Source organism: Rhodococcus sp. B50, assembly GCF_013602415.1.
Taxonomy (GTDB): Bacteria; Actinomycetota; Actinomycetes; order Mycobacteriales; family Mycobacteriaceae; genus Rhodococcus.
The window spans coordinates 5,188,705-5,212,728 of the sequence record NZ_WPAG02000002.1 but is presented as its reverse complement, the minus strand read 5'-3'; the positions used below and the strand labels follow the sequence as shown (position 1 = coordinate 5,212,728).

At 68.6% G+C, this 24,024-nt stretch carries 22 protein-coding genes; 7 read left to right on the top strand and 15 right to left on the bottom strand.

Annotated features, from left to right (window positions below; genetic code table 11):
- Positions 1–33: 33 nt before the first annotated feature.
- Complete coding sequence (locus GON09_RS24365) at positions 34–1,017, top strand: GNAT family N-acetyltransferase (RefSeq protein ID WP_213934175.1); 984 nt, start codon at positions 34–36, stop codon at positions 1,015–1,017.
- Positions 1,018–1,020: 3 nt separating this feature from the next.
- Here GON09_RS24365 and GON09_RS24360 read toward each other — a convergent pair whose 3' ends face one another.
- From GON09_RS24360 to mftA, 7 genes are read right to left on the bottom strand one after another with little or no spacing between them, the layout of a single operon-like run.
- On the bottom strand, positions 1,021–2,979 hold the full coding sequence (locus GON09_RS24360) for a mycofactocin system FadH/OYE family oxidoreductase 2 (protein WP_213934173.1): 1,959 nt from the start codon (positions 2,977–2,979) through the stop codon (positions 1,021–1,023).
- Between the two features lie 2 nt (positions 2,980–2,981).
- Positions 2,982–3,794, bottom strand: coding sequence for a mycofactocin-coupled SDR family oxidoreductase (locus tag GON09_RS24355; protein ID WP_213934171.1), 813 nt, complete (start codon positions 3,792–3,794; stop codon positions 2,982–2,984).
- 51 nt (positions 3,795–3,845) lie between these two features.
- On the bottom strand, positions 3,846–5,744 hold the full coding sequence (locus tag GON09_RS24350; protein WP_213934169.1) for a mycofactocin system FadH/OYE family oxidoreductase 1: 1,899 nt from the start codon (positions 5,742–5,744) through the stop codon (positions 3,846–3,848).
- A gap of 13 nt (positions 5,745–5,757) precedes the next feature.
- Positions 5,758–6,966 carry a pre-mycofactocin synthase MftD gene (gene mftD, locus GON09_RS24345; RefSeq protein ID WP_213934167.1) on the bottom strand — a complete coding sequence of 403 codons (1,209 nt, stop codon included), beginning with the start codon at positions 6,964–6,966 and terminating at the stop codon, positions 5,758–5,760.
- Between the two features lie 18 nt (positions 6,967–6,984).
- Entirely contained in the window at positions 6,985–8,223 is a 1,239-nt protein-coding gene (mftC, locus tag GON09_RS24340; protein ID WP_213934166.1) for a mycofactocin radical SAM maturase, read from the bottom strand.
- Between the two features lie 38 nt (positions 8,224–8,261).
- Positions 8,262–8,576 (bottom strand): mycofactocin biosynthesis chaperone MftB, encoded by a 315-nt coding sequence (gene mftB / locus GON09_RS24335; protein WP_213934165.1) that lies wholly within the window; start codon positions 8,574–8,576, stop codon positions 8,262–8,264.
- Between the two features lies 1 nt (position 8,577).
- Complete coding sequence (mftA, locus tag GON09_RS24330; RefSeq protein ID WP_213934164.1) at positions 8,578–8,673, bottom strand: mycofactocin precursor MftA; 96 nt, start codon at positions 8,671–8,673, stop codon at positions 8,578–8,580.
- A 121-nt stretch (positions 8,674–8,794) separates the two neighbouring features.
- Here mftA and mftR point away from each other — a divergent pair, with 121 nt between their 5' ends.
- The 3 genes from mftR to GON09_RS24315 all read left to right on the top strand — a co-directional run bounded on the left by mftR (position 8,795) and on the right by GON09_RS24315 (position 10,787).
- Complete coding sequence (gene mftR, locus GON09_RS24325) at positions 8,795–9,445, top strand: mycofactocin system transcriptional regulator (protein ID WP_213934163.1); 651 nt, start codon at positions 8,795–8,797, stop codon at positions 9,443–9,445.
- Positions 9,442–10,275 (top strand): mycofactocin oligosaccharide methyltransferase MftM, encoded by an 834-nt coding sequence (mftM, locus tag GON09_RS24320; protein ID WP_213934162.1) that lies wholly within the window; start codon positions 9,442–9,444, stop codon positions 10,273–10,275. Before mftR ends, mftM begins: the two co-directional genes overlap by 4 nt.
- 65 nt (positions 10,276–10,340) lie before the next feature.
- Positions 10,341–10,787: a hypothetical protein gene (locus GON09_RS24315; RefSeq protein ID WP_213934161.1), complete on the top strand. Its 447-nt coding sequence runs from the start codon at positions 10,341–10,343 to the stop codon at positions 10,785–10,787.
- A 9-nt stretch (positions 10,788–10,796) separates the two neighbouring features.
- On the opposite strand, the gene GON09_RS24310 is transcribed toward GON09_RS24315, so the two are convergent.
- The 4 genes from GON09_RS24310 to ggt all read right to left on the bottom strand — a co-directional run bounded on the left by GON09_RS24310 (position 10,797) and on the right by ggt (position 16,241).
- On the bottom strand, positions 10,797–11,474 hold the full coding sequence (locus GON09_RS24310; protein ID WP_213934159.1) for a MadR family response regulator transcription factor: 678 nt from the start codon (positions 11,472–11,474) through the stop codon (positions 10,797–10,799).
- Positions 11,471–12,844 (bottom strand): MadS family sensor histidine kinase, encoded by a 1,374-nt coding sequence (locus GON09_RS24305; RefSeq protein ID WP_213934157.1) that lies wholly within the window; start codon positions 12,842–12,844, stop codon positions 11,471–11,473. Before GON09_RS24305 ends, GON09_RS24310 begins: the two co-directional genes overlap by 4 nt.
- Positions 12,841–14,073, bottom strand: a complete 1,233-nt coding sequence (locus GON09_RS24300; RefSeq protein WP_307854489.1) for an iron-containing alcohol dehydrogenase — start codon at positions 14,071–14,073, stop codon at positions 12,841–12,843. Before GON09_RS24300 ends, GON09_RS24305 begins: the two co-directional genes overlap by 4 nt.
- A 170-nt stretch (positions 14,074–14,243) precedes the next feature.
- Complete coding sequence (gene ggt, locus GON09_RS24295) at positions 14,244–16,241, bottom strand: gamma-glutamyltransferase (protein ID WP_213934156.1); 1,998 nt, start codon at positions 16,239–16,241, stop codon at positions 14,244–14,246.
- A 146-nt stretch (positions 16,242–16,387) separates the two neighbouring features.
- Between ggt and GON09_RS24290 the strand changes: the two genes are divergently transcribed.
- Positions 16,388–16,762 (top strand): ArsR/SmtB family transcription factor, encoded by a 375-nt coding sequence (locus GON09_RS24290; protein WP_213934154.1) that lies wholly within the window; start codon positions 16,388–16,390, stop codon positions 16,760–16,762.
- A gap of 23 nt (positions 16,763–16,785) precedes the next feature.
- Positions 16,786–17,271, top strand: a complete 486-nt coding sequence (locus GON09_RS24285) for an SRPBCC family protein (RefSeq protein WP_213934152.1) — start codon at positions 16,786–16,788, stop codon at positions 17,269–17,271.
- A 19-nt stretch (positions 17,272–17,290) separates the two neighbouring features.
- Here GON09_RS24285 and madC read toward each other — a convergent pair whose 3' ends face one another.
- From madC to mdo, 3 genes are all read right to left on the bottom strand, one after another.
- Positions 17,291–18,745 carry a MadC family VWA domain-containing protein gene (gene madC, locus GON09_RS24280; RefSeq protein ID WP_244866998.1) on the bottom strand — a complete coding sequence of 485 codons (1,455 nt, stop codon included), beginning with the start codon at positions 18,743–18,745 and terminating at the stop codon, positions 17,291–17,293.
- 118 nt (positions 18,746–18,863) lie between these two features.
- Positions 18,864–19,937, bottom strand: coding sequence for a MadB family AAA-type ATPase (locus GON09_RS24275; RefSeq protein WP_213934148.1), 1,074 nt, complete (start codon positions 19,935–19,937; stop codon positions 18,864–18,866).
- An 81-nt stretch (positions 19,938–20,018) separates the two neighbouring features.
- A complete protein-coding gene (mdo, locus tag GON09_RS24270; RefSeq protein WP_213934146.1) occupies positions 20,019–21,290 on the bottom strand; it encodes an NDMA-dependent methanol dehydrogenase in 1,272 nt (423 codons plus the stop codon).
- A gap of 298 nt (positions 21,291–21,588) precedes the next feature.
- On the opposite strand from mdo, the gene GON09_RS24265 reads away from it, so the two are divergent.
- Positions 21,589–22,644, top strand: a complete 1,056-nt coding sequence (locus GON09_RS24265; RefSeq protein ID WP_213934144.1) for a ferredoxin--NADP reductase — start codon at positions 21,589–21,591, stop codon at positions 22,642–22,644.
- A 54-nt stretch (positions 22,645–22,698) separates the two neighbouring features.
- Here the strand turns inward: GON09_RS24265 and GON09_RS24260 are convergent, their stop codons facing one another.
- The gene (locus GON09_RS24260) at positions 22,699–23,949 is read right to left on the bottom strand and encodes an MFS transporter (protein WP_213934143.1); all 1,251 of its coding nucleotides are present in this window, start codon (positions 23,947–23,949) and stop codon (positions 22,699–22,701) included.
- Between the last annotated feature and the right edge of the window lie 75 nt (positions 23,950–24,024).

Below are 24,024 nucleotides of genomic sequence, written 5' to 3'. Positions count from 1 at the left end.
CGGACACCGGGATCGGATCGGTACGCTTTCCCGGTGCTGATCGAACCTCGTCCGCTGGACGATCCGGACGTGCAGGACCTCATCGGCGAGGTCCAGCTCGAATACGTCCGGAGGTACGGCGGACCCGACGACACCGAACTGTCGCCGCACGAATTCCAGCCGCCGCGCGGCGTGTTCCTCCTGGCGCTGACCGACCGGATTCCGGCCGGGATCGGTGGTTGGCGCGCACCGGAGCCCTCGCATCGAGGACTGCGCGACGAGGACGCCGAGATCAAACGGATGTACGTGCGTGCGAGCATGCGGCGTCGCGGTGTGGCGGAGCGGGTGCTGGGCGCGCTCGAGCGGACCGCGACCGATGCCGGTCGTCGTCGCATGGTCCTCGAGACGGGCAGCGAACAACCCGAGGCGATCGCGCTGTACGCGAAGGCCGGATACGTACCGATGTCCGAGCGCTTCGGCCTCTACTCGCACTCGCCGACGGCGATGTACTACTGCAAGAGTCTGCCGCCGATCCGCCTCGCCACCGACGACGACCTGCCGGAGCTGCAGGAGATCGAGCGCGCGGCGGGGAAGCCCTTCGCCGAGATCGGCATGACCTTCGTGGCCGACGACGATCCCCCGTCCGTCGACGATCTGCGCGTCCACCGGGACGCTGGTCGCTGCTGGGTGTGGTCCGACGAAGGTGGGCTCCCGGTCGCGTATCTCGTGGCCGACATCGTCGACGACGGCGTCCATATCGAACAGGTATCGGTCCATCCCGACCACGCGCGTCGCGGGATCGGTCGCATGTTGCTCGCGCACGTCGCGGGATGGGCGCGGGACGCCGGCTTCGGATCCCTGTCGCTCACCACCTACCGCGACGTGCCGTGGAACGGCCCTTACTACGCGCGTCTCGGTTTCCGGACGGTCGCGGACGATGCCCTCTCCGCCGCTCTCGCACGGATCCGAACGGAGGAACGCAGGCACGGCCTCGACCGGTGGCCGCGAATCGTCATGCGCCGCGAACTGGAGACGTAGAAGCTAGAGCTCCCTGGCGGCCCGGTCACCCTCGAGGACCGCAGCGTGCAGGCGCCGGGGCGTCACCGCGTCGCCCACGCGGATCACCCTCGTGCCGCATTCCGAGAGCTCGTGCCACAGCTCGTCGACGGGCTCCTGATGTGCGGCGACGACGACCGCGTCCACCGTGAGCGTCGTCCGCTCGCCGGTCGCGTGGTGGACCAGGGCGACCTCGGTGCCGTCCGGTAGGTCCACGACACCGCCGACGGCGACGCCGGTGACCCGTCCGATCCGCTTGTCGTGAGCTCGGCGCAGCCAGCCGTCGAGCTCGAGCGTCGGACCGAGGTCCTGGCCCACGACCATCCCCGGCGTGCACACCGTCACGGCGCACCCCCGGTCGGCCAGCAGCTCGGCGACCGACGTCGCCTGATGGAACCCGAGATCGTCGGCCACGAGGACGCGTCCGGAGGGCGTGGCGCGACCGGTGAGCACGTCCCGCACGTCGCTCACCCGCGCCGACGAACCCGCCCAGGCGGGCCGGCGTGGCCGCGCTCCTGTCGCGACGATCACGACGTCGGGTGCCAGCGCCCGCAGCATCCGCACATCGACGGCCGCACCCATGCGGAACTCCACTCCCCGGCGATGGCACTCGGCGTCGAGGTGGGTCACCGCGCCGAGCAGTTCGGCGCGGTGCGGTGCGACGGCCGCCTCGCGGATCTGACCGCCGGTGTGGCGGTTCCGTTCGAGCAGGACGACCGAATGCCCGTGGGTAGCAGCCGTTGCCGCTGCCTGCAATCCCGCCGGTCCGCCACCGACCACGACGACCCGCTGCGGCGCAGCGATCGCGGCGGGTCCGTCGGATTCGTGGCCGGCGTGGGGATTGACCGCGCACGAGATGGGACGGTTGAGCCCGACCCGGCCGATGCACTCCTGGTTGCAGCCGATGCACGGCCGTATCTCATCGCCGCGTCCGGAGAGCACCCTGTTCGCGAAGTCCGGATCGGCGATCTGCGCCCGTACCGCGCCGACGAGATCACACACTCCGTCGGAGAGCGCCGCACCGACCTGTTCGGGTCGGGTGAAGCGCCCGACCCCGACGACCGGCAGCGACACCGCGGCCCGGATCGCGTCGGGCACGAACAGCGAGTAGCCGTGCGGGGTGGACATCGGGGCTTCGACCAGATGCAACGTCTCGGTCGCGACGCCGACGGACGTGTTGAGGTAGTCGACGTCGCCGCTCGCCTCGAGCATCCGCGCGACCTGCACGGCGTCGTCGATACCGACACCGCCGTCGGTGCCGTCGTGGCCCGTCAGACGCACCCCCACGACACGGTCGCCGCCGAGGACCCGTCTCACGGCGGCCACGACCTCGAGCAGCAGGCGGGCCCGCCCCGCGAGATCTCCGCCGTAGTGGTCGGTGCGACGGTTCGTCGCGCGTGCGAGGAAGGCACGCAGGATCGAGGCCTGGGAGCACTGGATCTCGACACCGTCGAAACCGCCGTCGGCGCAACGGCGGGCGACGTCGGCGTAGCCCGCGACGAGTTCGGCGATCTCGGATTCCCCCACGACGCGCGGAACCTCGCGGAAGAGCGGGTCGGGTTCCGGGCTCGGCGCCCACAGCGGCCACCCGGTGTACATCGAGGTGCCCTGCGCGCCGTTGTGGTTGAGCTGCGCGAGGATCCGCGTGCCGTGCCGGTGCACGGCGTCGGTGAGCCGGCGGTAGCCGGTGACGACATCCGGATCCCAGCCGCGGATCAGCTTCTCGTACGGCCGGTCCGAGGGGTGCACGGTGTGTTCCTCGGTGACGATCATCGCCGCGCCACCGCGTGCCCGTGCTTCGTAGTACGCGATGTGCCGGTCGGTGACGGAGCCGTCGACCGAGAAGTTGGTCAGGTGCGCCGGGAAGACGATGCGGTTGCGCAGGGTGACCGGACCGATTCGCAACGTCGCGTGTGGAACGGTGCCGGTCCCTGTGCGCGTCATGGTCAGACCTTCGAGTTGCCCTGATCGATGGCCATCTGGCTGCCGGTGATGGTGGACGCACGATCACTGGCGAGGAACAGCACGGTCTCCGAGATGTCGTCGGGATCGGCCGCGGGCTTCTCGGTGAGGATGGGAACGAAGTTCGGGCCCCACGAGGGGTTCTTCTCGAACAGTTTCAGGACGCTGACGTCGGTGCCCATCGGGGTGTTCACACCGTAGGGGTGGATGGAGTTGACCCGGATGCGGTAGGGACCGAGTTCCTTCGCCGCTGCCTGCGTGATACCGACGAGGCCGAATTTCGCTGCTGCATAGTTGATCTGACCGGGCATCGCCTTGAGACCCGCCACCGAGCTGACGACGATGATCGACCCGCCGTTGCCGGCCTCGATCATGGCGGGCGCCGCGGCCTTGAGGGTCTTGAAGACACCGGTGAGGTTGATGTCGATCAACTCTTCGAACTGGTCGTCGGGCATCTCCCAGAAGCGGTTCCAGGTACAGATACCGGCGTTGGCGACCACCACGTCGAGCCGCCCGAACTGGGCGACCCCCTCGTCGACGACGGCCTTCAGCGCCACGCTGTCGCGGACGTCCGCGATGCGCGCCAGGATCTTGCCACCGGCCTCCTCGACGAGCCGGACCGTCTCGTGGAAGTCGTCCTCGGTGGCCTGCTCGTACGTGATGTACTCCGAGACCGGGGCTGCGATGTCGACGCCGATGACGGACGCACCCTCGCGCGCGAACCGGATGGCGTGGTTGCGGCCCTGCCCGCGTGCGATCCCGGTGATGAAGACGACCTTGCCGTCGAAATCTCCCATGTCGGCCCTTCCCGTCGACCCAGAGTAGAACAAGTTTCAGTCTGCCTCACGTTACAGCGCCACGGCCACCCGGTGTCCCTCGCGGATCGCGTCGCGCATCGTTCTCGGGGCCACCCGATCCCCGATCGACCACACCCCCGGCCGTTCGCCTACTTCGCCCGGCAACAACGGTGCGCAATCGACCAGGACGGCACCCGAAACCGGCGTGGTCTCCCCGGATACACGGTCGACGAGCATGATCCCGTCGGCGTCGACCGAACCGACCCGGCGCCCGAGATGTCTCGTCACGCCCGCCCGCTGCATCCGGGCGTCGAAAGCGACGAGATCGCCTGTCGGCGCGAGGCGTGATCCGGCGACGAGGTCGCTCGTCGCGTAATGGACCTCCACACCGTCTTCCACGAGACGGTCGACGACGGCGCTCGCCACCGGACCACCCAGCGGATCCCACACCACCGCTCGCTGCGTCGGCGGGCGGATCCCCGCCAACACCTCCACCGCGGTCGCGTAGTTCTCGGGCACGGTCACAGGAAAGGCCGGTGGACGAGGAATCCCGCCGGTGGCCTGCACGACCACATGTCCGTCGGCGAGCGCGTCCTCGATATCGGCGTCGCCGGCCTCGGTGCCGGTGCGGATGTCGACACCGGACTCGCGGCACTGCTGTTCGAGCCAGTCGACGAGCGCCGCGAGGCCGGGGCGGCCGTGTGAGACCGCGGCGGCCGTGCCACCGACCCTGTTCGTCGCCTCGACCAGGACGACACGGTGACCGCGTGTCGCCGCCACATGTGCCGCTTCCAGGCCGCCCGGCCCGGCACCCACCACGAGCACGTCGCGAGCGGCGACTGCCGGTTCGGACGGATGCCGTGTCTCGTCGCCCGCCTCCGGGTTCGCGATGCAACCCACGACCGGATTGTGGAAGTCGTCGACGAGGCATGCCTGGTTGCAGCGCAGGCAGGGACGCGGCCGGCGACCACGGCGGACGGCCTCGACGAGGTCGGGGTCGGCGATCTGAGCGCGGGTCATCTCGACCAGATCGCACGTACCGCCGTCGAGCGCGCGTTGCGCGTGTCCGACATCGACGATGCTGCCCTGCAACACGATCGGGACCGCACTACCGGCTTCCTCCCGAATGCGCCGACACAATTCGTCGTTGAACCCGGCCGGGACGTGCGCGTCGGGCCGGTACGACTCGGGAGAGAACAACCCGCCGCGCACCACGGTGAGCAGGTCGATCGCCGGGGCGGTCGCGGAAACATATCCGGCGGCGAGGTCGGGAGTGACGCCCGCCCACGGCGCGTTCTCGTCGCACGAGAGTCGCAGTGCGAGAACGCGGTCCGCACCGAGCTGCGCACGGACCGCGACGATCACCTCGCGGAGCAGGCGCAACCGGTCGTCGCCGTATCCGTCGTCGCGGTGATTGGTCAGTCCCGAGAGGAACTGCCGCAGCAGCGAAGTCGGGCCGGCGTCGAGTTCCACCCCGTCGAGATCCGCGGCCACGGCGACGGCGGCAGCACGGGCGAAGGACTCCACGAGTTCTGTGATCTCGTGCTCGGACATCTCGGCGGGGAGTTCGCGTGTCGCCGGATCCGGCACACGCGAAGGCGCCCACAACGGCGCCCGGGTCCACGCGCTCGATCCCTGCAGGCCGCGATGACCGAGGCCGGCGAGCACGAGTGTGCCGTGCGGACGGCAGGCTTCGGCGACCCGCCGGTATCCGCCGCCACAGTGTTCGGCGAGCGGCGCGCGTTCGTAGGGGTGGTCGAGCGGGTGCACCGACGCGGTCTCCGTCACGACGATCCCGCACCCACCGTGAGCACGTCGCGCGTAGTACGCGATGTGCCGGTCCGAGAACGACCGTCCGTCACCGAGATTCGTGACATGCGGACCGAAGATCACCCTCGTCGGAGCAGTGCGTCCGGCGAGGGTGATCGGTTCGGTGAGCGCGGGGCTCATACCGTCTGTTCGGTCAGATGCCGAGGTCGCGGCGGAACCCGTCCGGCACGAACACATCGTCCGGGGTCAGCTCGTGGATCGAGTTCTTGCCCAGGCCCATCAGGGCGGAACCGATTCCGCCGGACAGGATGTCGAGGACGTTCTCCACACCGGCCTGACCGTTCGCCGCCAGACCCCACAAGTAGGCGCGGCCGATGAGCACCGCCCTCGCACCGAGCGCGACGGCCTTGACGACATCGCTGCCGCGACGGATGCCACCGTCGAGCAGCACCTCGACATCCTTGCCCACCGCCTCGGCGATCGCCGGCAACGCCCGGATCGGCGCCGGGGTGCCGTCGAGATTGTTGCCGCCGTGATTGGACACCGAGATCGCGGTGACCCCGGCATCGACGGCGCGCTTGGCATCGTCGACCCGCATCACACCCTTGAGCATGAACGGCGCATCACCCCACTGTTCGCGCAGCCACGCGACATCCTCCCAGGTCGGCAGCGGGGTGGTCATCCACTCGCCGTAGGCGCCGAAGAAGGTCGGGGCCTGCCCACCGGGCGGGGTCAGATTCGGGGTGGTCAGATCCGGCAGTCCGAACGACCGGGCCCATTCGAGCATCCACTTCGGGCGGGTGATGCCCTCGGGCGCGAACTTGATCATCGCCTCGAGGTTCATCCGCTCCGGGATCGCCGGGCTGCCCCAGTCTCGGCCGTTGGAGAACGACCAGTCCAGGGTCATGATCAGACCCTTCGCGCCGGCGGCGCGGGCGCGTTCCATGCGCTGGATCAGCACATCGCGGCTGCCCACCCAGTACATCTGGAAGAAGGTCTTGTCGTTGACCGCCGCGACCTCCTCGACGGACTTCGAGGCGAACGAACTCAATCCCATCGCGGTGCCGCGTGCTGCGGCGGCGCGGGCCACGGCGACCTCCCCGTCCGGGTGCACGGCCTGCACGCCGGTCGGCGAGATCATCACGGGCAGCGACACGTTCTGGCCCATGATGGTCGTGCCCATCTCGCGCTTGTCGGACAGTCCCGCCACATGCGGGGCGAAACCGAGTTCGCGGAAAGCTGTGGTGTTGTCGTCGACCGTGATACCGGCCTCGGACCCGGCGACCAGGGCGCCGTATACGGACTTGGGCAGACGCTTACGCGCGCGTTGCTGCGCGACCGCGACGGTCTCGAACCACGGGTCGGTCGCCCAGGGGTTCTTCAACCAGGAAGGTTTGGCCATGACGAGTCTCCTCGAAATCTACAGACCTGCGAGCGGGTTCTCGTCGCAGAACTTGGCGGGGGGTTTGGTCAGCAGGGTCAGCGGCACGGGGGCGGCCGGGGTGCGGCGCTCGGCGCGTTTGCCGGTACGCGAGTGGTCGACACTCGACTGCGGCACGGTGCGTTCGCCCTCGAGTGCGGATTGCCCGTAGCCCTGCACACATTCGGGATCGGGGCCGTCCATCGGCAGACCGGTGAAGAATTTCGCGGCCATGCACCCGCCGCGGCAGGAGTCGTAGAAATTGCACGACGCGCATGCGCCGGCGGACTGAGGCTCGCGCAGTTCGCGGAACAGCTCGGAGTTCTTCCACACCGAGGAGAACCCCCCGTCGGTGAGGATGTTGCCGGCGAGGAAGTTGTCGTGGATCGCGAACGGGCACGCGTAGACGTCGCCGACCGGGTCGATCAGGCACACCACCCGTCCCGCGCCGCACAGGTTCAACCCGGGCAGCGAGCCGCCACCCTCACCGCCGAAAGCGGACAGGTGGAAGAACGAATCACCCGTCAGGACACCCTCGCCGTGGGCGACGAGCCAGTCGTAGAGCTGCCGTTGCTGCTCGTGGGTGGGATGCAGATCGTCCCACACGTCCACCGCGCGACCCGACGGGCGCAGCCGGGTGATGCGCAGGGTCGCACCGTACTTGTCGGCGAGGGCCTTGAACTCGTCGAGCTGGTCGACATTCTGGCGCGTGACGACCACGGAGATCTTCGCATCGCGGAAACCGGCCTCGGACAGGTTCTCCAGGGCGCGCACGGCCATCGCGAACGAGCCCGGCCCGCGCACCGCGTCGTTGACCTCAGCGGTCGCGCCGTCGAGGGAGATCTGCACGTCGACGTAGTCGGAGGCGGCCAGGCGAGCAGCGACCTTCTTGTCGATGCGCACCCCGTTGGTCGAGAACTTCACGCCCACCTGGTGTTCGGTGGCGTAGTCGACGAGCTCCCAGAAGTCCGAGCGCACCGTCGGTTCACCGCCGCCGATGTTGACGTAGAAGACCTGCATACGCTGCAGTTCGTCGATGATCGCCTTGCACTGTTCGGTCGACAGTTCACGCGGGTCGCGTTTGCCGGACGAGGACAGGCAGTGCACGCACGACAGATTGCAGGCGTAGGTCAACTCCCAGGTCAGGCAGATCGGGGCGTCGAGGCCCTTCTCGAACTGGTCGACGAGGCGACCGACCTTGGGGGCGGCGGTGGTGGGCGGTTCGAGCAGCGAAGTCATGGGCTGGTCCTTCGGGCGTCGGGCAGAAACGAGCGGCGTCAGGCAGGAACGATCATGTGCGAGTCGGCCAGGGTGCCGAGGGCACGTACATAGGGCCGCTCGGCGGTCTCGTCGATCCCGTGCGCTCGCAACGCTTCTCGCACCGAGCTGTGGTCTCCGAGGGATCGGACGACCTCGACGATCACGGTGTTCTTCAGGAACGACAACTTGCGGGTGCCGAAGTGGTAGAGCAACGCCCCGAAAGGTTCGGGGCGAAGCGCTACCTGCGGGTGGAGCCGCCAGGTGGCACCCGGATCGAACGTTGCTGTGTCCACAGCTTCGGGGGACACGTCGGTGGCTCCGGGCGCGGTCATGTCAGTACACGCCGCACATGCCGTCGATGGAGACCTCTTCGACGAGAGACTCCTCGATCAGATCGGAGTCGATCACTGCGTTGTCACGATCGGACATGTTTCCTCCTCGGATTTTCTCTCTCCGGAATCGGAGCCCGGCTTCACAGCGGGCTTGCTTTGTGAGCCGGTTCACCACTGTAATGGCATCGAGTGCAGAATGTCACTACGGGGAGAAAACAATGACGCGCAGCCGACGGAAACCGTCCGCTCGGGTAGGTCGACGCCCGTCCACGTCGAAGGAGGAGCTCGCCGCTCTCGGCATCGAACTGTTCATGGAGGCCGGATTCGACGAGACGAGCATCGACGACATCGCCGAGGCCGCCGGCATCGCCCGCCGCACCTTCTTCCGGTACTTCCCCTCGAAGAACGAGCTGGCCTGGGGAAACTTCGACGACCATCTCGCCGGCATGCGCGCGAGCCTCGAGGCGATCCCCGAGGACGTCCCGCTCTCCGACGCGCTGACCACCGCCTTGCACGATTTCAACACCTTCCCCGACAGTGAGGCCGAACGGCACCGGGCACGGATGGGTCTGATCCTGCACACGCCCGCACTCCAGGGTTATTCGTCGGTGATGTACCAGGGGTGGAGACGGGTCGTCGCCGAGTTCGTCGCCCGCCGTATCGGGACCGAACCCGACGACCACATCCCCCGCACCGTCGGCTACCTACTGCTCGGCGTCGCGATCTCCGCCTACGAGGCCTGGCTCGACGAACCCGGATCGGATCTGCACGAATTCCTCACCGCCGGGATGCGGACACTGACCGCAGGCCTCGACTACAGTGACCTGAAATCCCCTTCCACGCCTCCGAAAAAGGTTGCGAAACAATGACCGTGCTCGATTCGCTCGCTCCCTGCAGCCCGGGTCTGTGGACACACGACCATGTGACGGTCGAACGCGTGCCCGCCGGACCGCTGCCCGACGGTACGTCGGGTGTGACAGTGCTGAACGTCCGGCGCGACGCCGACCGGCTCCACGTCACACATTCGCTCACCGCGGAGCAGATCAGCGAACGCCTCGTCGCCGAAGTGACCGCGTCGATCCAGGACGTCGCCTTCGGCCAGGACGAGTTCGAACTGACGATGGTGGGGATCGTCCGTTCCGCGGTGCCCGGCGCCCTCGACTCCTGGGTCACCTACTACCGCAACTCTCTCGGCGAACTGCTCGACGGCACAGCAGATTTCGCGCCCATTCACGACAAGGCCGCCGAACTCGTGCGCGGCGACGTGGTCGACCTCGGCTCGTGCTTCGGCTTCCTTCCGCTGCGGCTCGCTGCCGCCGGTACCGCGGTCACCGCCACCGACATCCTGCCCGGCACCATGCGCCTGCTCGATGCCGTCGCGCCGCGACTGGGACTGCACGTCGATACGCTCGTGTGCGACGCGGCGAACGTACCGGTGCCCGACGACAGCGCCGACACCGTGACCGCCATCCACCTCCTCGAGCACGTGGACGCCGCCGTGGGTGCCACGATCCTCCGCGAGGCGCTGCGAATCGCCCGGGAGCGGGTCGTCGTCGCGGTGCCGTTCGAGGACGAGGCGACGGCCTGCCACGGGCACGTGCGCACCTTCGACCTGTCCGCGTTGGAGGCACTCGGACGCAGCACGGGGCGTCCATTCGAGGTGTTCGAACACCACGGTGGGTGGCTCGTCATCGACTGATCCCGTCACCCATCCGCCCACATCCCGGTGACGAATACCGGGTGTAGCCGGAAGGAGGTGGCACGATGAACGAGAACGTCGAGAGCCACTTCAGCTGGACCTCACGTCGTGTCGTCCTCCCCCACTGCTCCGAGGACAGGAAGAAGGCCGGTTCGTCCGGCCTGGTGATGGACTGCCGTCCGATTCCCGAGCGTCCGGACGTGCGACTGCTCGTCTATCACGACGACACGGACGACTCCGATTACGACGCCGTGGCGATCGGAAAGACCGACGGCGTGAACGATATTCCGGTACTCACCACATCGGAGGAATGCCTTCTCGTCGCCGCAGCCCGGTCGAGGACCCACCCCGCGATCGTGCTTGCCGCACCGCCGGGCGACGATCTGAGCCGACGGATTCGGGAGGTCACCGGTCAGATTCTTCGGGGCGGGCCGCTACTGTGCCTGCTCGTGTGCACCGGAGCACTGTCGGTGCTCGTGCCGTTGCATTCCTCCGTCTCGGGCGACCGCTGACGAGAGGCCTCAGATGAGGCCCTGTTTGCTCGCCGCGTAGACCGCCTCAGCCCGCCGACTCACACCGAGCTTGCGCATGATGTTGCTGACGTGGAACTTCACGGTGGTGGCCGAGATGAACAGCTCCTCACCGATCTTGACGTTCGACAGACCGGCGGCGAGGAGCTTCAGCACTTCGAGTTCGCGGCCGGTCAACTGCTCCGTGGGAGCACCCTGCCCGTTGAGCGATCGCACCACCGCAGCCGCACTGCGCGAGTCGAAGGCGCTCTCACCACGGGAGACCGCACGGATGGCGCGCACCAGTTCGGTGGTGTCGACGTCCTTGACGACGTAACCGCGAGCACCGGCGTGCACCGCCCGCACGACGAGTTGTTCGTCGAGGAAGGTGGTGAGCACGAGCAGGCCGATCCCCGGATGCGCGGAGGACAACCGGCCGCACAGCCCCAACCCTTCGAAGTCCGATCCGGCCGAGAGCTTGAGGTCGAGCAGCACGATGTCGGGACGCATGCGGTCGACGAGCAGGAGAGCTTCCGCGTCCGTGGAGGCCTCCCCCACCACTTCGAGATCCGGTTCTCGGTCGAGGATCGAACGAAGTCCCTGGCGGAGGATCGCGTGGTCGTCGACGAGTGCGATACGCACCGTGCCGGGCCGAGCCTGCGGGATTGCCTGCGGCGGCGTGACGGTCATGACGGTTCTCCCACCTGTTGAACTACAGCATTGTCCTGCAACGGGATCCGGGCCGCGATCCGCACTCCGCCGAACCTGGAACGGCGCACCTCGAGGGTGCCACCGAGTTCCCGGGCGCGCGCTTGCATGTTCGCGAGACCGCGATGGCTCCCGTCGAGGTCGTTGGCGGCGAGTCGCAGCATCACCCGCAGACGTGCCGGGTCGCCGTCGCCGTCGTCGGCCACAGAGAGCAGGACCGCGTCGCGTCCGTAGCTGAGCCGGAGCACCACGCGACTCGCGTTGGCGTGGACCGCCGCGTTGAACAGCGCTTCGCCTGCGATTCGCAGGAGGGCGTGCTCGGCCTCGCCGGTCAGCTCGACCGGCGTGCCACCCATCCTCGTCCTCACTTCGAGTTCGCCCGGCATGTGGGCGACGCTGAGCTGTTCGAGCATCTCCGGCAACGACATCCGTTCGGAATCGGACGGCCGGTTCAGCGCGTAGATCGCCGACCGCAACTGCTCGACGGCGCCGCGCGTGAGTTCCTTGGCGAGGTCGAGCCGTTCGCTGCGCTCGGCGCCGGGGATGTCGCTGCGGCACACCTCGATCTGCATACCTGCGGACAGCACGGCCTGGGTGACGCTGTCGTGGAGTTCGCGGGCGATGCGGTGGCGTTCCTCGTCGAGGGCCTGGTTCCGATGGGCCACCCCGAGTTGCCGCTGGGTGAGGGCGAGTTTCTTCAGGGTCGCTTCGAGTTCCTCGTTGCGTGCCTGCAGGTCGGCGGCGGCGCGATTCGCCTCGCGGTAGGCCTGTTCGGCGCGTTCGAGGAGGAGCTGCCCGCGCTGGTAGAGCGCGGAGTTCTGCAGCGCGACCGCGGTCTGACTGGCGAGGATCGACAGGACGGCACGGTCGGTGGTGTCGAGGGACCGGTGCTCCGGCGTCCACGCGGCGATGGCGCCGGCGACTCCCCCGTCCAGGACGATGGGCACGAACGCGTGGTGGTTCTCGACGAGTTCGTGCCGCTCGACGGCACCCGTGCGCACGGCGTCGAGCAGTGCGACGACCTCGTCGGGCAGAGGTGGTCCCTCGACATCGTCGACGAGGAAGGGGGTGGCGTCGGGGCCGAGCACAAGCCGGCGCGGCCCGGCGTCGGGCAGTACACCGTCGGCGAGGGCGAAGGCCACCCACGTCGCGCTCAGGTGCGCGCGGGCGGCCTCGGCGACGGCGCAGATGAGCGTCTCCGGTCCCTCGACGGTGCGCACCAGCGCCCGCGAGATCAGCTCGAGGGCGTGGACGACGCGTTCGAGCCGCTCGGCGGCGCCGCGGTACTGCGGATAGAAGGTCGACTTCCCGGAGCGGAGCCCGGTCAGTGCCGACAGGTCGGGAGCACTCACATCGCCGTCCGGAACAAGTCGATCATCTGGTCGCGGGTCGCGGTGCGCGGATTCGTCGACATGCACGCGTCGCGCAGGGCGCCCTCGGCGAGTCGCGGGAGGTCTTCCTCCCGCACGCCGAGTTGCCGCAGTCCGCGCGGCACACCCACCTGCCGGGCGAGATCGTCGATGCTCGAGGCGACCGCCTCGACGGCGGCGGGTGCGGCGCCGCGCGCCTCCTCGAGACCGAGGGTCGCCGCGACCTGGACGAACGGCTCGGGATCGTCGGCACCGTTGAACCGGATGACGTGCGGCAGCAGCACCCCGTTGATGACGCCGTGCGGCAGATCGAGCAGACCGCCGACCTGGTGGCTCATCGCGTGGGCCGCGCCGAGGATCGCGTTGGTGAACGCGAGTCCCGCCTCGAGACTCGCGTGCGCCATGGTGGCGCGGGCGGGCATGAAGGTCGGGTCCTCGATGGTGCGCACGAGCGTGCCGGTGACCATGCCGACGGCCCGCAGCGCGTGGTGGTCGGTGAGCGGGTTGTGGGCACGGGAGACGAACGCCTCGATGCCGTGGGTGAGGGCGTCGAGTCCGGTGGCGGCGTTGAGGTCGTCGGGCATGGTGGTGAGCAGGCGCGGATCGATCACCGTCAGGTCGGGGACGAGCGACCGGCCGATGATGGTGATCTTGCTGCCGCGCGCGGTGTCGGTGACCACGCAGAACTGGGAGACGTCGGCTCCCGTACCGGACGTCGACGGCACCATGACCATCGGCGGGATGGGCAGTGGCGCGCGGTCGACTCCCTCGTAGTCGAGGATGTTGCCGCCGTTGGCGGCGAGGATCGCGACACCCTTGGCAGCGTCGATCACCGAACCTCCGCCCAGCGCGACGAGAACATCGCAGCCCCGCGCCCGGTACAGCTCGTGTCCGGCCGCGACCTCGTGGTCCTTCGGGTTGGGGGTCAGGCCGGCCCACACGGTGGGTTCGACCCCCTGATCGCGTAGGTGGTTCAGGAGTTCGTCGACCCAACCGGCCTCGATCAGTCCCGGATCGGTCACGAGCATGGGGCGGAGGCCTCCGAGCCGGACGGCGGCATGCGCGGCCTCGACGAGCGAGCCCTCCCCGAAGACGATCTCGGGGGCGTGGAACTTGACCAGAGCGGGACCCGTACCGTGATGGCCGTCCCGAGGGGTCGCGGAAGCACGGGGATGGGTCGTGTTCTGGTGTCCCGGCATGACGACGGCCACTGTTCGCTCCTGACGATCCACGCACCTGTGTGATACAGCTTACGGTGCGCGAGTTCTCGGACGGAGCGGGCACGGGGCGCACCGGACCGATGGCGGGGTCGGCACCTACCCGACAGGGTAGGTCACGGCGCCGGCTCCGTCCGCGTCGAAGCATCACTGCGCCGAAGACATCACTGCCCGCCGGTATCACCCATCACCGCGCCCTCGCGGCGCGGGTCGGCTCCTCCGACCCACCCCTCGCCCTGACGCAGCAGCGCGCTCAGGCCACTGGACTGCGGGGCGACGGACACCTCGTGGCCCATGTCGCGTAGCTGCTGTACGAGCGAGTCGTTCGCTCCGTCATCGGCACCGTCGATCGCCGGATGTTCGCCACCCACCCCGGTGACGGGGGTGTTGGCGGCGCCGAACGACACGGCCGAGACGGCCTGCTGCGGGTCGAGTCCCCAGTCGAGGGTGTTCACGAGCGTCTTGACGACGAACTGGATGATCACCGAGCCGCCCGGCGAACCGACCACCATGTGGATGCCACCGCGACCACCGTCGGGTGTGCGTTCGAAGACGAGCGTCGGGGCCATCGAGCTCCTCGGCCGCTTGCCCGGCTCGACGCGGTTGGCGACGGGCAGCCCCTCCTCGTCGACCGGTTCGGCCGAGAAGTCGGTGAGCTGGTTGTTGAGCAGAAAGCCGTCGACCATGTGGAACGAGCCGAACGCCGATTCGATCGTGGTCGTCATCGATGCGACGTTGCCGTAGCTGTCGGCGACCGAGATGTGGCTGGTGCCGTATTCGGGACTCTGCGGCGGCATGCCCAGCGGGACCGGACCGAAGTCGCCGGGTTGCGCCGTGCCCATGCTCTTTCCCGGGTCGATCAGCCCGGCGCGTCGGGACAGGTAGTCCGGGTTCACGAGGGTGTCGAGCGAACCGCCCGGCAGGGGGACGAAATCGGCGTCGGCGACGTACTTGTCGCGGTCGGCGTACGCGAGTCGTTCTGCCTCGGAGATCAGGTGCACCGCATCGGCGTCGGGCACGCCGCCGTCGGCGTCGACGTCGGCCGGGGGCAACGACGCGAGGTCGAAGTTGTCCAGGATGCCGAGCGTCGCTGCGACCGCCATGCCACCCGAGGACGGGTTGGGCATGCCGCAGATCTCGTACTCGCGGTAGGGAGTGCACAGAGGTTGCCGTTCCTTCGCCTCGTAGGCGGCAAGGTCCTCGAGGGTCATCGTTCCGGGTGTACGTCCACCGGAGTCGGTTCCGGTGGCCTCGACGATGCCGGCCGCGATGTCGCCGGTGTAGAAGGCGTCCGCGCCACCGGTGGCGATCGCCGAGAGCGTCTTGGACATAGCGGGATTCGTGAGGGTCTCACCGGCCGGCCTGGGCGAGCCGTCGGACTGCAGGAAGTAGGCGCGGGCCTCGTCGTCGACCGCGAGTTGTGGGGCGGAATCGGCGATCGACTGCGCCAGGCGGTCGCTGATCACGATGCCCCGGTCGGCGAGATCGATGGCGGGGCGGAACAACTCGTTCCAGGCGGTGCGTCCGTGCTTCTCGTGGACCTTCTCGAGCATCCGTACGGCGCCGGGCACGCCGATCGACCGGCCGCTGGCGCGCGCATCGGGCCGGGGCTCGGTGCGGTCGGTGTCGCTGATCCAGCGCAGGTAGTTCTCGGTCGCGGACATCGGTGCCGTCTCGCGACCGTCGTACGCCGTCACCTCGCCGGACTCGGCGTCGTAATACACCAGGAAGGCTCCGCCGCCGATGCCCGACGACTGCGGTTCGACGAGACCGAGGACCATCTGGGCGGCGACGAGCGCGTCGGCGGCGGTCCCGCCGTCGCGCAGGACCTCGCACGCCGCCTCGGTGGACGCCGGGTTGGCCGTCGACACGGCATAGGAGGAGGCGGTCACTGCGGTCATGCCGGCGCGATAACCGGTCGCGATCTCGGGGTTCGTCGAGATGTCGCGATCCCCGGTCTCCGCCGGTTGCTGCATGTCGGTGACCGGGGTGCCGTTCGGTTCCGCGGTGCAGGTCGCGGCTGCTGCGGTCTCCTGCACGTCGGGGGCGCTGCCCGATTCCGTATCGCCGGACGCGGGTGTACACGCGCCGAGGAGTGCGATCGAGACGGCCGTGGCGAAGGCCGTGCGGACACAGGACCGGACTCTCGGGGGCTGGACCATTCACCGACCGTAACCGGGCATGGGAGGGCCCGTAGGGAATTCGCCCGTGATCCGTTCATCTGCTCTTGACACGACAAGAATCGGGGAGCATTCTTTATGCAACCGGATGGTTGATAAACCGGAAGGTTCACAAATCGGAGGCGACCGTGTTCGACGACGAAGCGGACGACACCGCCCTCGACCTGGCGTTCACCGCCCTGGCCGATCCGGTCCGTCGCCGCATCGTCGCCCGGCTCAGCCGGGGCCCTGCCACGGTCACCGAACTCGCGGAACCCTTCGCGATCACCACACAGGCGATCTCGAAACACATTCGGGTGCTCGAACACGCCGGTCTCGTCACGCGCACGCGCGACGCCCAGCGCCGGCCCGTCCATCTGAATCCCGCACGGCTGGAGATGCTGACCTCATGGATCGACCGCTACCGGTTGGTGAAGGAGCAGCAGTTCCGCGATCTCGACGCCGCGCTGGCCCGGGAAGCGGCCGACACCCATCGCAGTGCCCGACAAGACAGGGGCGCGTGACGCCCCGAAACCGGAGGACTGTCATGAGCAACGCACTCACCCTCTCGGTCCCGGAAGGCGTCCCCTTCATCGACTACGAGCGGGAATTCGATTTCCCGGTCGCGGACGTCTTCCGCGCCCACAAGGATCCCGACCTCATCGCCCGTTGGCTCGGGCCGCGGGGAATGGAGATCAAGATCGAGCAGTTCGACTTCCGCACCGGAGGCGCGTACCGCTACGAACACACGGACGACAGCGGAAGCTACCGCTTCGCCGGCGTCTTCCACACCGTGCGCGACAACGACTTCATCGTCCAGACCTTCGAATATCTCGGATTCCCGGATGTCGTGAGCCTGGAGACTCTCACCTTCGTCGATCTCGGCGACGGACGATGCAAACTCGTGGGACATTCGGTGTACCCGAGCATGGAGGCCCGCGACGGCATGGCGGAATCGGGCATGGAGACGGGCCTGACCGAAGGGTTCGAGCAACTCGAGGAAGCTCTGGCTCAGGAGACCACCTCGCACTGAGGTTTCCGGACCCGGCCGCTCACCGCAGTGCGTGGCCGAGTTCGGCGGCCTTCGCGAGCAGTTGCGCGCCGTCGCGGGCCACCACCACCTCATCGCACAGCTCGGCGTAGTCGGGCATCGCGCAGGTCGCCTGTGTCCAGTACCGCTCCGGTTCCGGCGTGATCCACGCAAGACGGTGCACCCGGCGACGAAGTTCCTCGAGCCGATCGACGCGCGGGGGCAGGCCGTTGCAGCGCCCGTCCCCCACGACCAGTACCGACGTCCGGCGGTCGATCGATCCGGAATGTTCGGCGAGCAGTTCGTCGAACATCCTGCCGTAGTCGCTACTCGCTTCGAGATCGACTGCGGGATGGGCGAGTACGGCTGCGAGGGCACCGTCGCCGCCGGCGGCGAGCAACTGTGTCGTCACGTCCACCGGACGATCGACGAAGGCGACCACCCGGCTCCGGTGCGCCCGCCCGTGCATCGCCTGGGCGAGCCGGAGCGTGAACGCGGTGATCGGACGTACCGACAGCGAGACATCGGCGAGGACGAGCAGCCGCACCCGATCGGGACGGGGCGCCCGGACGACGAGCCTGAACGGCACCCCGTCGGTGCGCATTCCCGCCCGGGCCGTCCTGCGCATGTCGAGTCGCCCGCGGGTCCGCTCACGCGGATGGGGACGGACGGGACCGCGCATGCGGCGCAACACTTCGTGGCACGCGAGTTCGATCTCGGCGCGGTCGATGCCGGCGGCGTCGTGCGATTCGGGTGCCTCGACCCGTTCGGTCCCCGGCACCGCAGCGGCGAGGGACGCGACGAACGCCTCGACGGCGTCGACGAGGCGCGCGAGCTGGGATGCGGAGAGGGGTTCGTCGGCGACCTCTCCCCCGTACGTGCGGTGCGGGTCGTAGGCGTCGAGCCACGCGAGGATCGACGCCGGATCGTCCCAGGACAGCGATCCGACGACCGCGGCCCCCGGCTCACCGGACAGATCGCCCACCGTCGTGGTCGCCGCATTCTCGACGTCGACGGTGTAGGTGACGCCCCGACGACCCGAGTCCGCGCCGGTGTCCACCGACAGGTCGGCGTCGGAGGACGTCATCGAGACATCGTCGTCGTCCTTGTGCGGATTGAAGCCCTTGCGCGCCTCCGGGGTGTCGAAATGGTCGCCGACCTCGGCTGCGCGTTCGTTGTACTCGGCGTAGCGCGCGACGCTCGGATCGTCGCCGATCTCGAGCGCCGCCGGCAGCGACTCCGCGAACTGTGCCCGGGCAGGCCCACCGCCGGTCGCGGCGACCGCGGCGTCGACGGCCCCGAACAGTTCGTCGAACGCGCGCTCGAAACCGGCCCGCTCGTGCGGGTACTTGGCGCACACCGCCCGCAGGCACGCGCGCAGCACGTCCCTTTCGTGGACGGGAACCATGTCGAGCACCCGACGCACCTCGATGCTCTCGGCCGGCGACGCCGCGACACCGTGGCGGCGCAGCAGCATTCCGAAGACCGCCGCGACGACGTCGAGCACGTACCGGGGGCGGCGCTCGTCGAGAGCGGTCACCCGCGTCGCCCGGGGTGTGTGCACCCGTGTCGCCCGGGATGTGTGCATCGCGGGGTCACCCCCGCAGTCCGCTGCCCGCGGCGTCGCGGCCGCCACCGCCGCGGCCCCGGAAGACGGCGGTCGTGGTGTTCGCCGGGCGTGATGCGACCGTCACCCGTTCGCTCGACGGAACCGGTTCCGACACAATCGGTTCTGCTACGACGGTTCCCGCTCCCGCGCCGCCGAGCCGGGCCTTCGCGAGGTCGACGTCGCCGGTGTACTTGAGCAACGTCGCCAACAGCACGTCGCGCATGCCGCCCAGCGAATCCGGGTCGCCGGCATCGTGTCCCATCACCGTAGCGGCACGCGCCGCGTCGATGACCTCCGAGATCGACGGGCTCTTGCGCAGCGGCAGATCCCGCAGGGTCCGGGACAGATCGACGATCTGGTGGGCCGTTCCCGGTCGTACATCCGGTACCCGCGCGGTGACGATCTCGCGTTCGCGTTCCGGTGTCGGGTAGCCGACGTGGTAGTGCAGGCAGCGACGCTTGAGTGCCGGCGACAACTCGCGAGTGTCGTTGGAGGTCAGGATCACCCACGGTGTGGACCGGGCGGTGAACGTGCCGACCTCGGGGATCGTCACCTGCCGTTCCGCGAGCACCTCGAGCAGCAGCGCTTCCATGGACTCCTCGGTGCGGTCCACCTCGTCGACGAGCAGGACCACCGGCTCCTCGGAGAGGACGGCCTCGAGCAGCGGACGGACCGACAGGAATGTCTCGGAGTACAGACCGAAATCCTGCTGCGCGAGGAACTTCGACGCAGCCGCGAGGTCGGCGTGACCGGCGAGCAGTTCACCGATGCGGTCGCGCAGCATCTGCACGTGCAGCAATTGCTTGGCGTAGTCCCACTCGTACAGGGCGCGGCTGTCGTCGAGCCCTTCGTAGCACTGTAGCCGCACCAGTTTCCGGCCCCCGACCGCTGCGAGCGCCTTGGCCAGCTCGGTCTTGCCGACCCCGGCGGGCCCTTCGAGCAGCAAGGGCCGCTCGAGTGCGGTGGCGAGGTGCACGACGGTCGCGAATTCGTCGTCGGCGATGTAGTCGTGCCGGCGCAGCGCATCCTTCAGGTCGGCGCCCGAGGCGAACGGGGTCATCCGGGGTCTCCTTCTTCTGGCGTGGTCGCAGCGGAGCAGGGTGCTCCCGGGGCGCAGGGGCCGCCCCGGGAGCACGGGTTCTCAGTAGGACCGGTTGATGCAGTGGTCGACGACCGGGATCATCGAGTCGACCGTGACCTCGCGGGGGTTGCCCGGGGTGCACCAGTCGTCCTGGATGTGCTCGGAGATGGCCCGGACGGTCTTCTCGTCCCCGGTGATGACCTCGCCGCGACCGGCGTACTTACCGGTGTTCATGCGGTTCTTCTCGTACGAGTCGACCCGCACCTGACCGAAGTTGTCGGGGATACCGACGTCCTTCGCGAGGCGAATCGCCGCTTCGACCGCCGCGTCGGCGGCCTGGACGGTGGTCATGTTGCGGGTGTCCACGCCCATCGCGCCGGCGATGCGGGCGTAGTGCTCGTACCGGGAGGGCAGGTTGTACTCCCATACCCGCGGCAGGGCGATCGCATTGTTGAGTCCGTGGTGGCTGTCGAAGAAGGCCGAGGTGGCGTGCGAGATGGAGTGCACGATGCCGAGGCCGCCGGAGTTGAAGGCCTGCGCGGCGATGTACTGGGCGTTCATCATGCCTTCGCGCGCCTTGAGGTTGCGCGGTTCGAAGACCGCCTCGCGCAGGTGCTTCGCAACGAGCTCGATCGAGTACAACGCGTTGCCGAGCGACGGCGCGAAGTCCAGCCGGGAGACGTACGGCTCGGAGCCGTGGGCGAGGACGTCGAAGCCGCAGTACGCGGTGAAGTGCTGGGGGCAGCTGTAGTAGAGCAGCGGGTCGTCGATCGCGAGGGTGACGATCGTGGCCTCGTCGAATCCGACCCACTTGTGTGGGTGGTCCATGTCGGAGGTGTCGGTGATGACGTAGGCCCAGGACGTCTCGGAGCCGGTGCCTGCCGTGGTCGACACGGCGATGTGCGGCGGGTTCTCCTTGTTGGTGGACTTCGCGAAACCCTCGAATTCGTTGATGTTGCGACCGTCGTGGGCGATCACGACACGGGCACCCTTCGCGGCGTCGTGGCTCGAGCCGCCACCGACGGAGATGATCGAGTCGCACTTCTCCTTCTGGTAGAGCGCGGCCGCTTCCATGACGTTGTAGTCCTTGGGATTGGACTCGACCTTGTCGTAGAGGACGACCTCGACACCCTGGTACTCGATCTTGCCGATCAGTTCCTCGATGATCCCGGAGCCACGCAGGCCGGTGGTCATCAGCAGCGCACGCTTGAATCCGAGGTTCTTGGCCTCGACGCCGAGAATGTCGTGGGCGCCGACACCCATCAGCGCGCGGGGGAAGGGGTGGAACTCCTTGATCGGGAAGTCCCAGATCTGATTGAGCTCGATTGCCATGGTGTATCTCCTCGTAGAGGGGGTGTACCGGACCGGGAGTGTGATGTGTACCTCATCCGCGATTCACCATCGACCAGAGACGCGGGGCGCGAAAGGCGCAGTGGCCGAAACCGTCCGGTCGCCGTGGGGTGACCGCCCGTTCGGGCAGGGCACCTCCCGCCGACCGGGTGGGCGCCGCACCCGCCCGAGCAGTGCCGGTACCGTTTTCCTCATCCATGTGCGCTGGTAATCTGAATTAGAACACGTTCTAGATTCGGCCGTGCGCGGCTATCTTTGCAGGAGAGGACGAGACGCAACCATGACGACTGTCGAGGTGCCCCACGGCTCACGCTCGGTGATCCTCACCGTGTCCGCCGTAGTCGAGGAGACCGCTGACACGCGGTCGATCGTGTTCGCCGTCCCGGACGAGCTTCGCGACAAATTCGCCTACCGGCCCGGCCAGTTCCTCACCCTGCGCATCCCGAGCGACCGGACGGGCTCGGTGGCCCGCTGCTACTCGCTCGCGAGCTCGCCGTACACCGACGACGCCCCCAAGGTCACCGTCAAGCGCACCTCCGACGGCTACGGCTCCAATTGGCTGTGCGACAACATCGCGGCCGGGCAGACCCTCGAGGTGCTTCCTCCCGCGGGTGTCTTCACTCCGAAGTCGCTCGATCACGACTTCCTGCTCTTCGGCGCCGGCAGCGGCATCACGCCGGTGATCTCGATCCTCAAGTCCGCGCTCACCCAGGGCGGCGGCAAGGTCGTGCTGGTCTACGCCAACCGCGACGAGAAGTCCGTCATCTTCGCGGAGGAGCTGCGCGCGCTCGCGGAGAAGTACCCGACGCGCCTGACCGTCGTCCACTGGCTCGAGTCGGTCCAGGGTCTCCCCACGGCCGACCAGCTCGCGGCGCTCGCGACGCCCTACGAGTCGTACGAGGCGTTCATGTGCGGTCCCGGACCGTTCATGGACACGGTCCACCAGGCACTGAACACCGTGGGCATGCCCCGCGCCCGCGTCCACGCCGAGGTCTTCAATTCGCTGTCGGGTGACCCGTTCGCCGACCAGGCCCCAGTCGAGGTGAGCGACGAGGATGCCGCCGACGCCGCGACCGTCGAGGTCGAACTCGACGGGGTGGTCCACGAGCTGTCGTGGCCGCGCAAGCAGACCCTCGTCGACATCATGCTCGCGAAGGGCATCGACGTGCCGTATTCGTGCCAGGAGGGCGAATGCGGGTCGTGTGCGTGCACCGTGCTCGAGGGCAAGGTCGAGATGGAGAACTGCGACGTGCTCGATCCCGAGGACATCGAGGCGGGCTACATCCTGGGTTGCCAGGCCCGGCCGGTGACCGACCACCTCAAGATCGAGTTCTGAGCAGGCGGGGTCCCCGGCCGTCAGGTCCCCGCCCCCCGCGGGAGTGCCTCGCGCCTACGAGCGGACGGGCACGGACACTTCCCGCATTCCGGCCGCGTCGGGCTTCGGCTTGCGCACCAGCACCCCCACGCCGGCCACGAGCGCCAGCACGGCGACGATCACGCCGTAGCCGACGGCAGTAGATGTCAGCCCGAACGATCCGGCCGCCACCCCGGCGGCCATCGCGGGCACCGAGAACGCGAAGTAGCAGACCACGAAAGTCGTCGCGAAGATCCGACCGCGTTCGTGGGGACGTCCGAGGGATCCGACCACACCCATGGCCGCGACGAAGGTCGACCCCCACCCGAAACCGGCGACCGCGGTACCCGCGTAGTACACCGCGACCCATCCCGTGAGGAGCGCGGTGATCACCGCTGCCAGCCCCGTCGCGAGCAGCACGGCCCCGAGAATCACGATGCGATGCGGGTCCCGGCGGGCCGTCGTGGTCGCTGCGACCGTGCCCGCGGTGAACAGGGTCCCGATCGCCAGGCCCGCGGCGAGCCGGTTGTCGATGCCGAACACCGAGTCGACGATCGACGGTCCCAGTGACATGTACAGCCCGCCGAGCGCCCACGCCGACATCAGGCTGGGAAGGATCAGCAGGTAACGACCCCGGACCTCGCGCGGCACCGACGCGCTCGGCACCAGGCTCCGCAGGGCGTCGCGTCGCGACCGGAAGCCCATCGACGGGGACGTCTCCGGCACGAAGATCAGTGCCGCCGCCAGCACGACGGCCAGAACGGCGACGACCGCGTAACTCAGCACCGTCGGGAACGGCGCGAACTGCACGAGCACGCCCGCTCCCGCCGCGCCGAGCGCGAGTCCGAGTGACGGCGCTGCCGTGTTGACCAGCGGGCCGATGTGCCTGTTGGGCTGCATCTCGATCACTGCGGCGGCCAGGGCGCTCGTCGCCGCACCCACCGCGAGACCCTGCAGGATCCGCGCGAGGATCAGCCACCCCACGCCCGGGGAGACGATGAACACGATCATGCTCGCCGCGAGCAGCAGCAGTGCCGTCACGATGACGGGCCGGCGCCCGATGTGGTCGGACAACGATCCCACCGTCACGAGCGCCGCGAGCAGTGCGAGCACGTAGACGGCGAACACCACCGTGAGCATGGCCGCGGAGAATCCCCACATCTGCTGGTAGACGGGATACAGCGGTGACGGCGCCGACGACGAGGCGGTGAGGGTGAACGCTCCCAGACCGACCACGGCGAAACCGAACGAGCGGATGCGGCCGCGGGGCTGTACGGGAGCAGTCATCGAACCTCCAGATAACGATCGGCGCGTTCCGCGCGGGAAACGTTCGGCGCGTTCCGCGCAGGAGTCGAACGACGC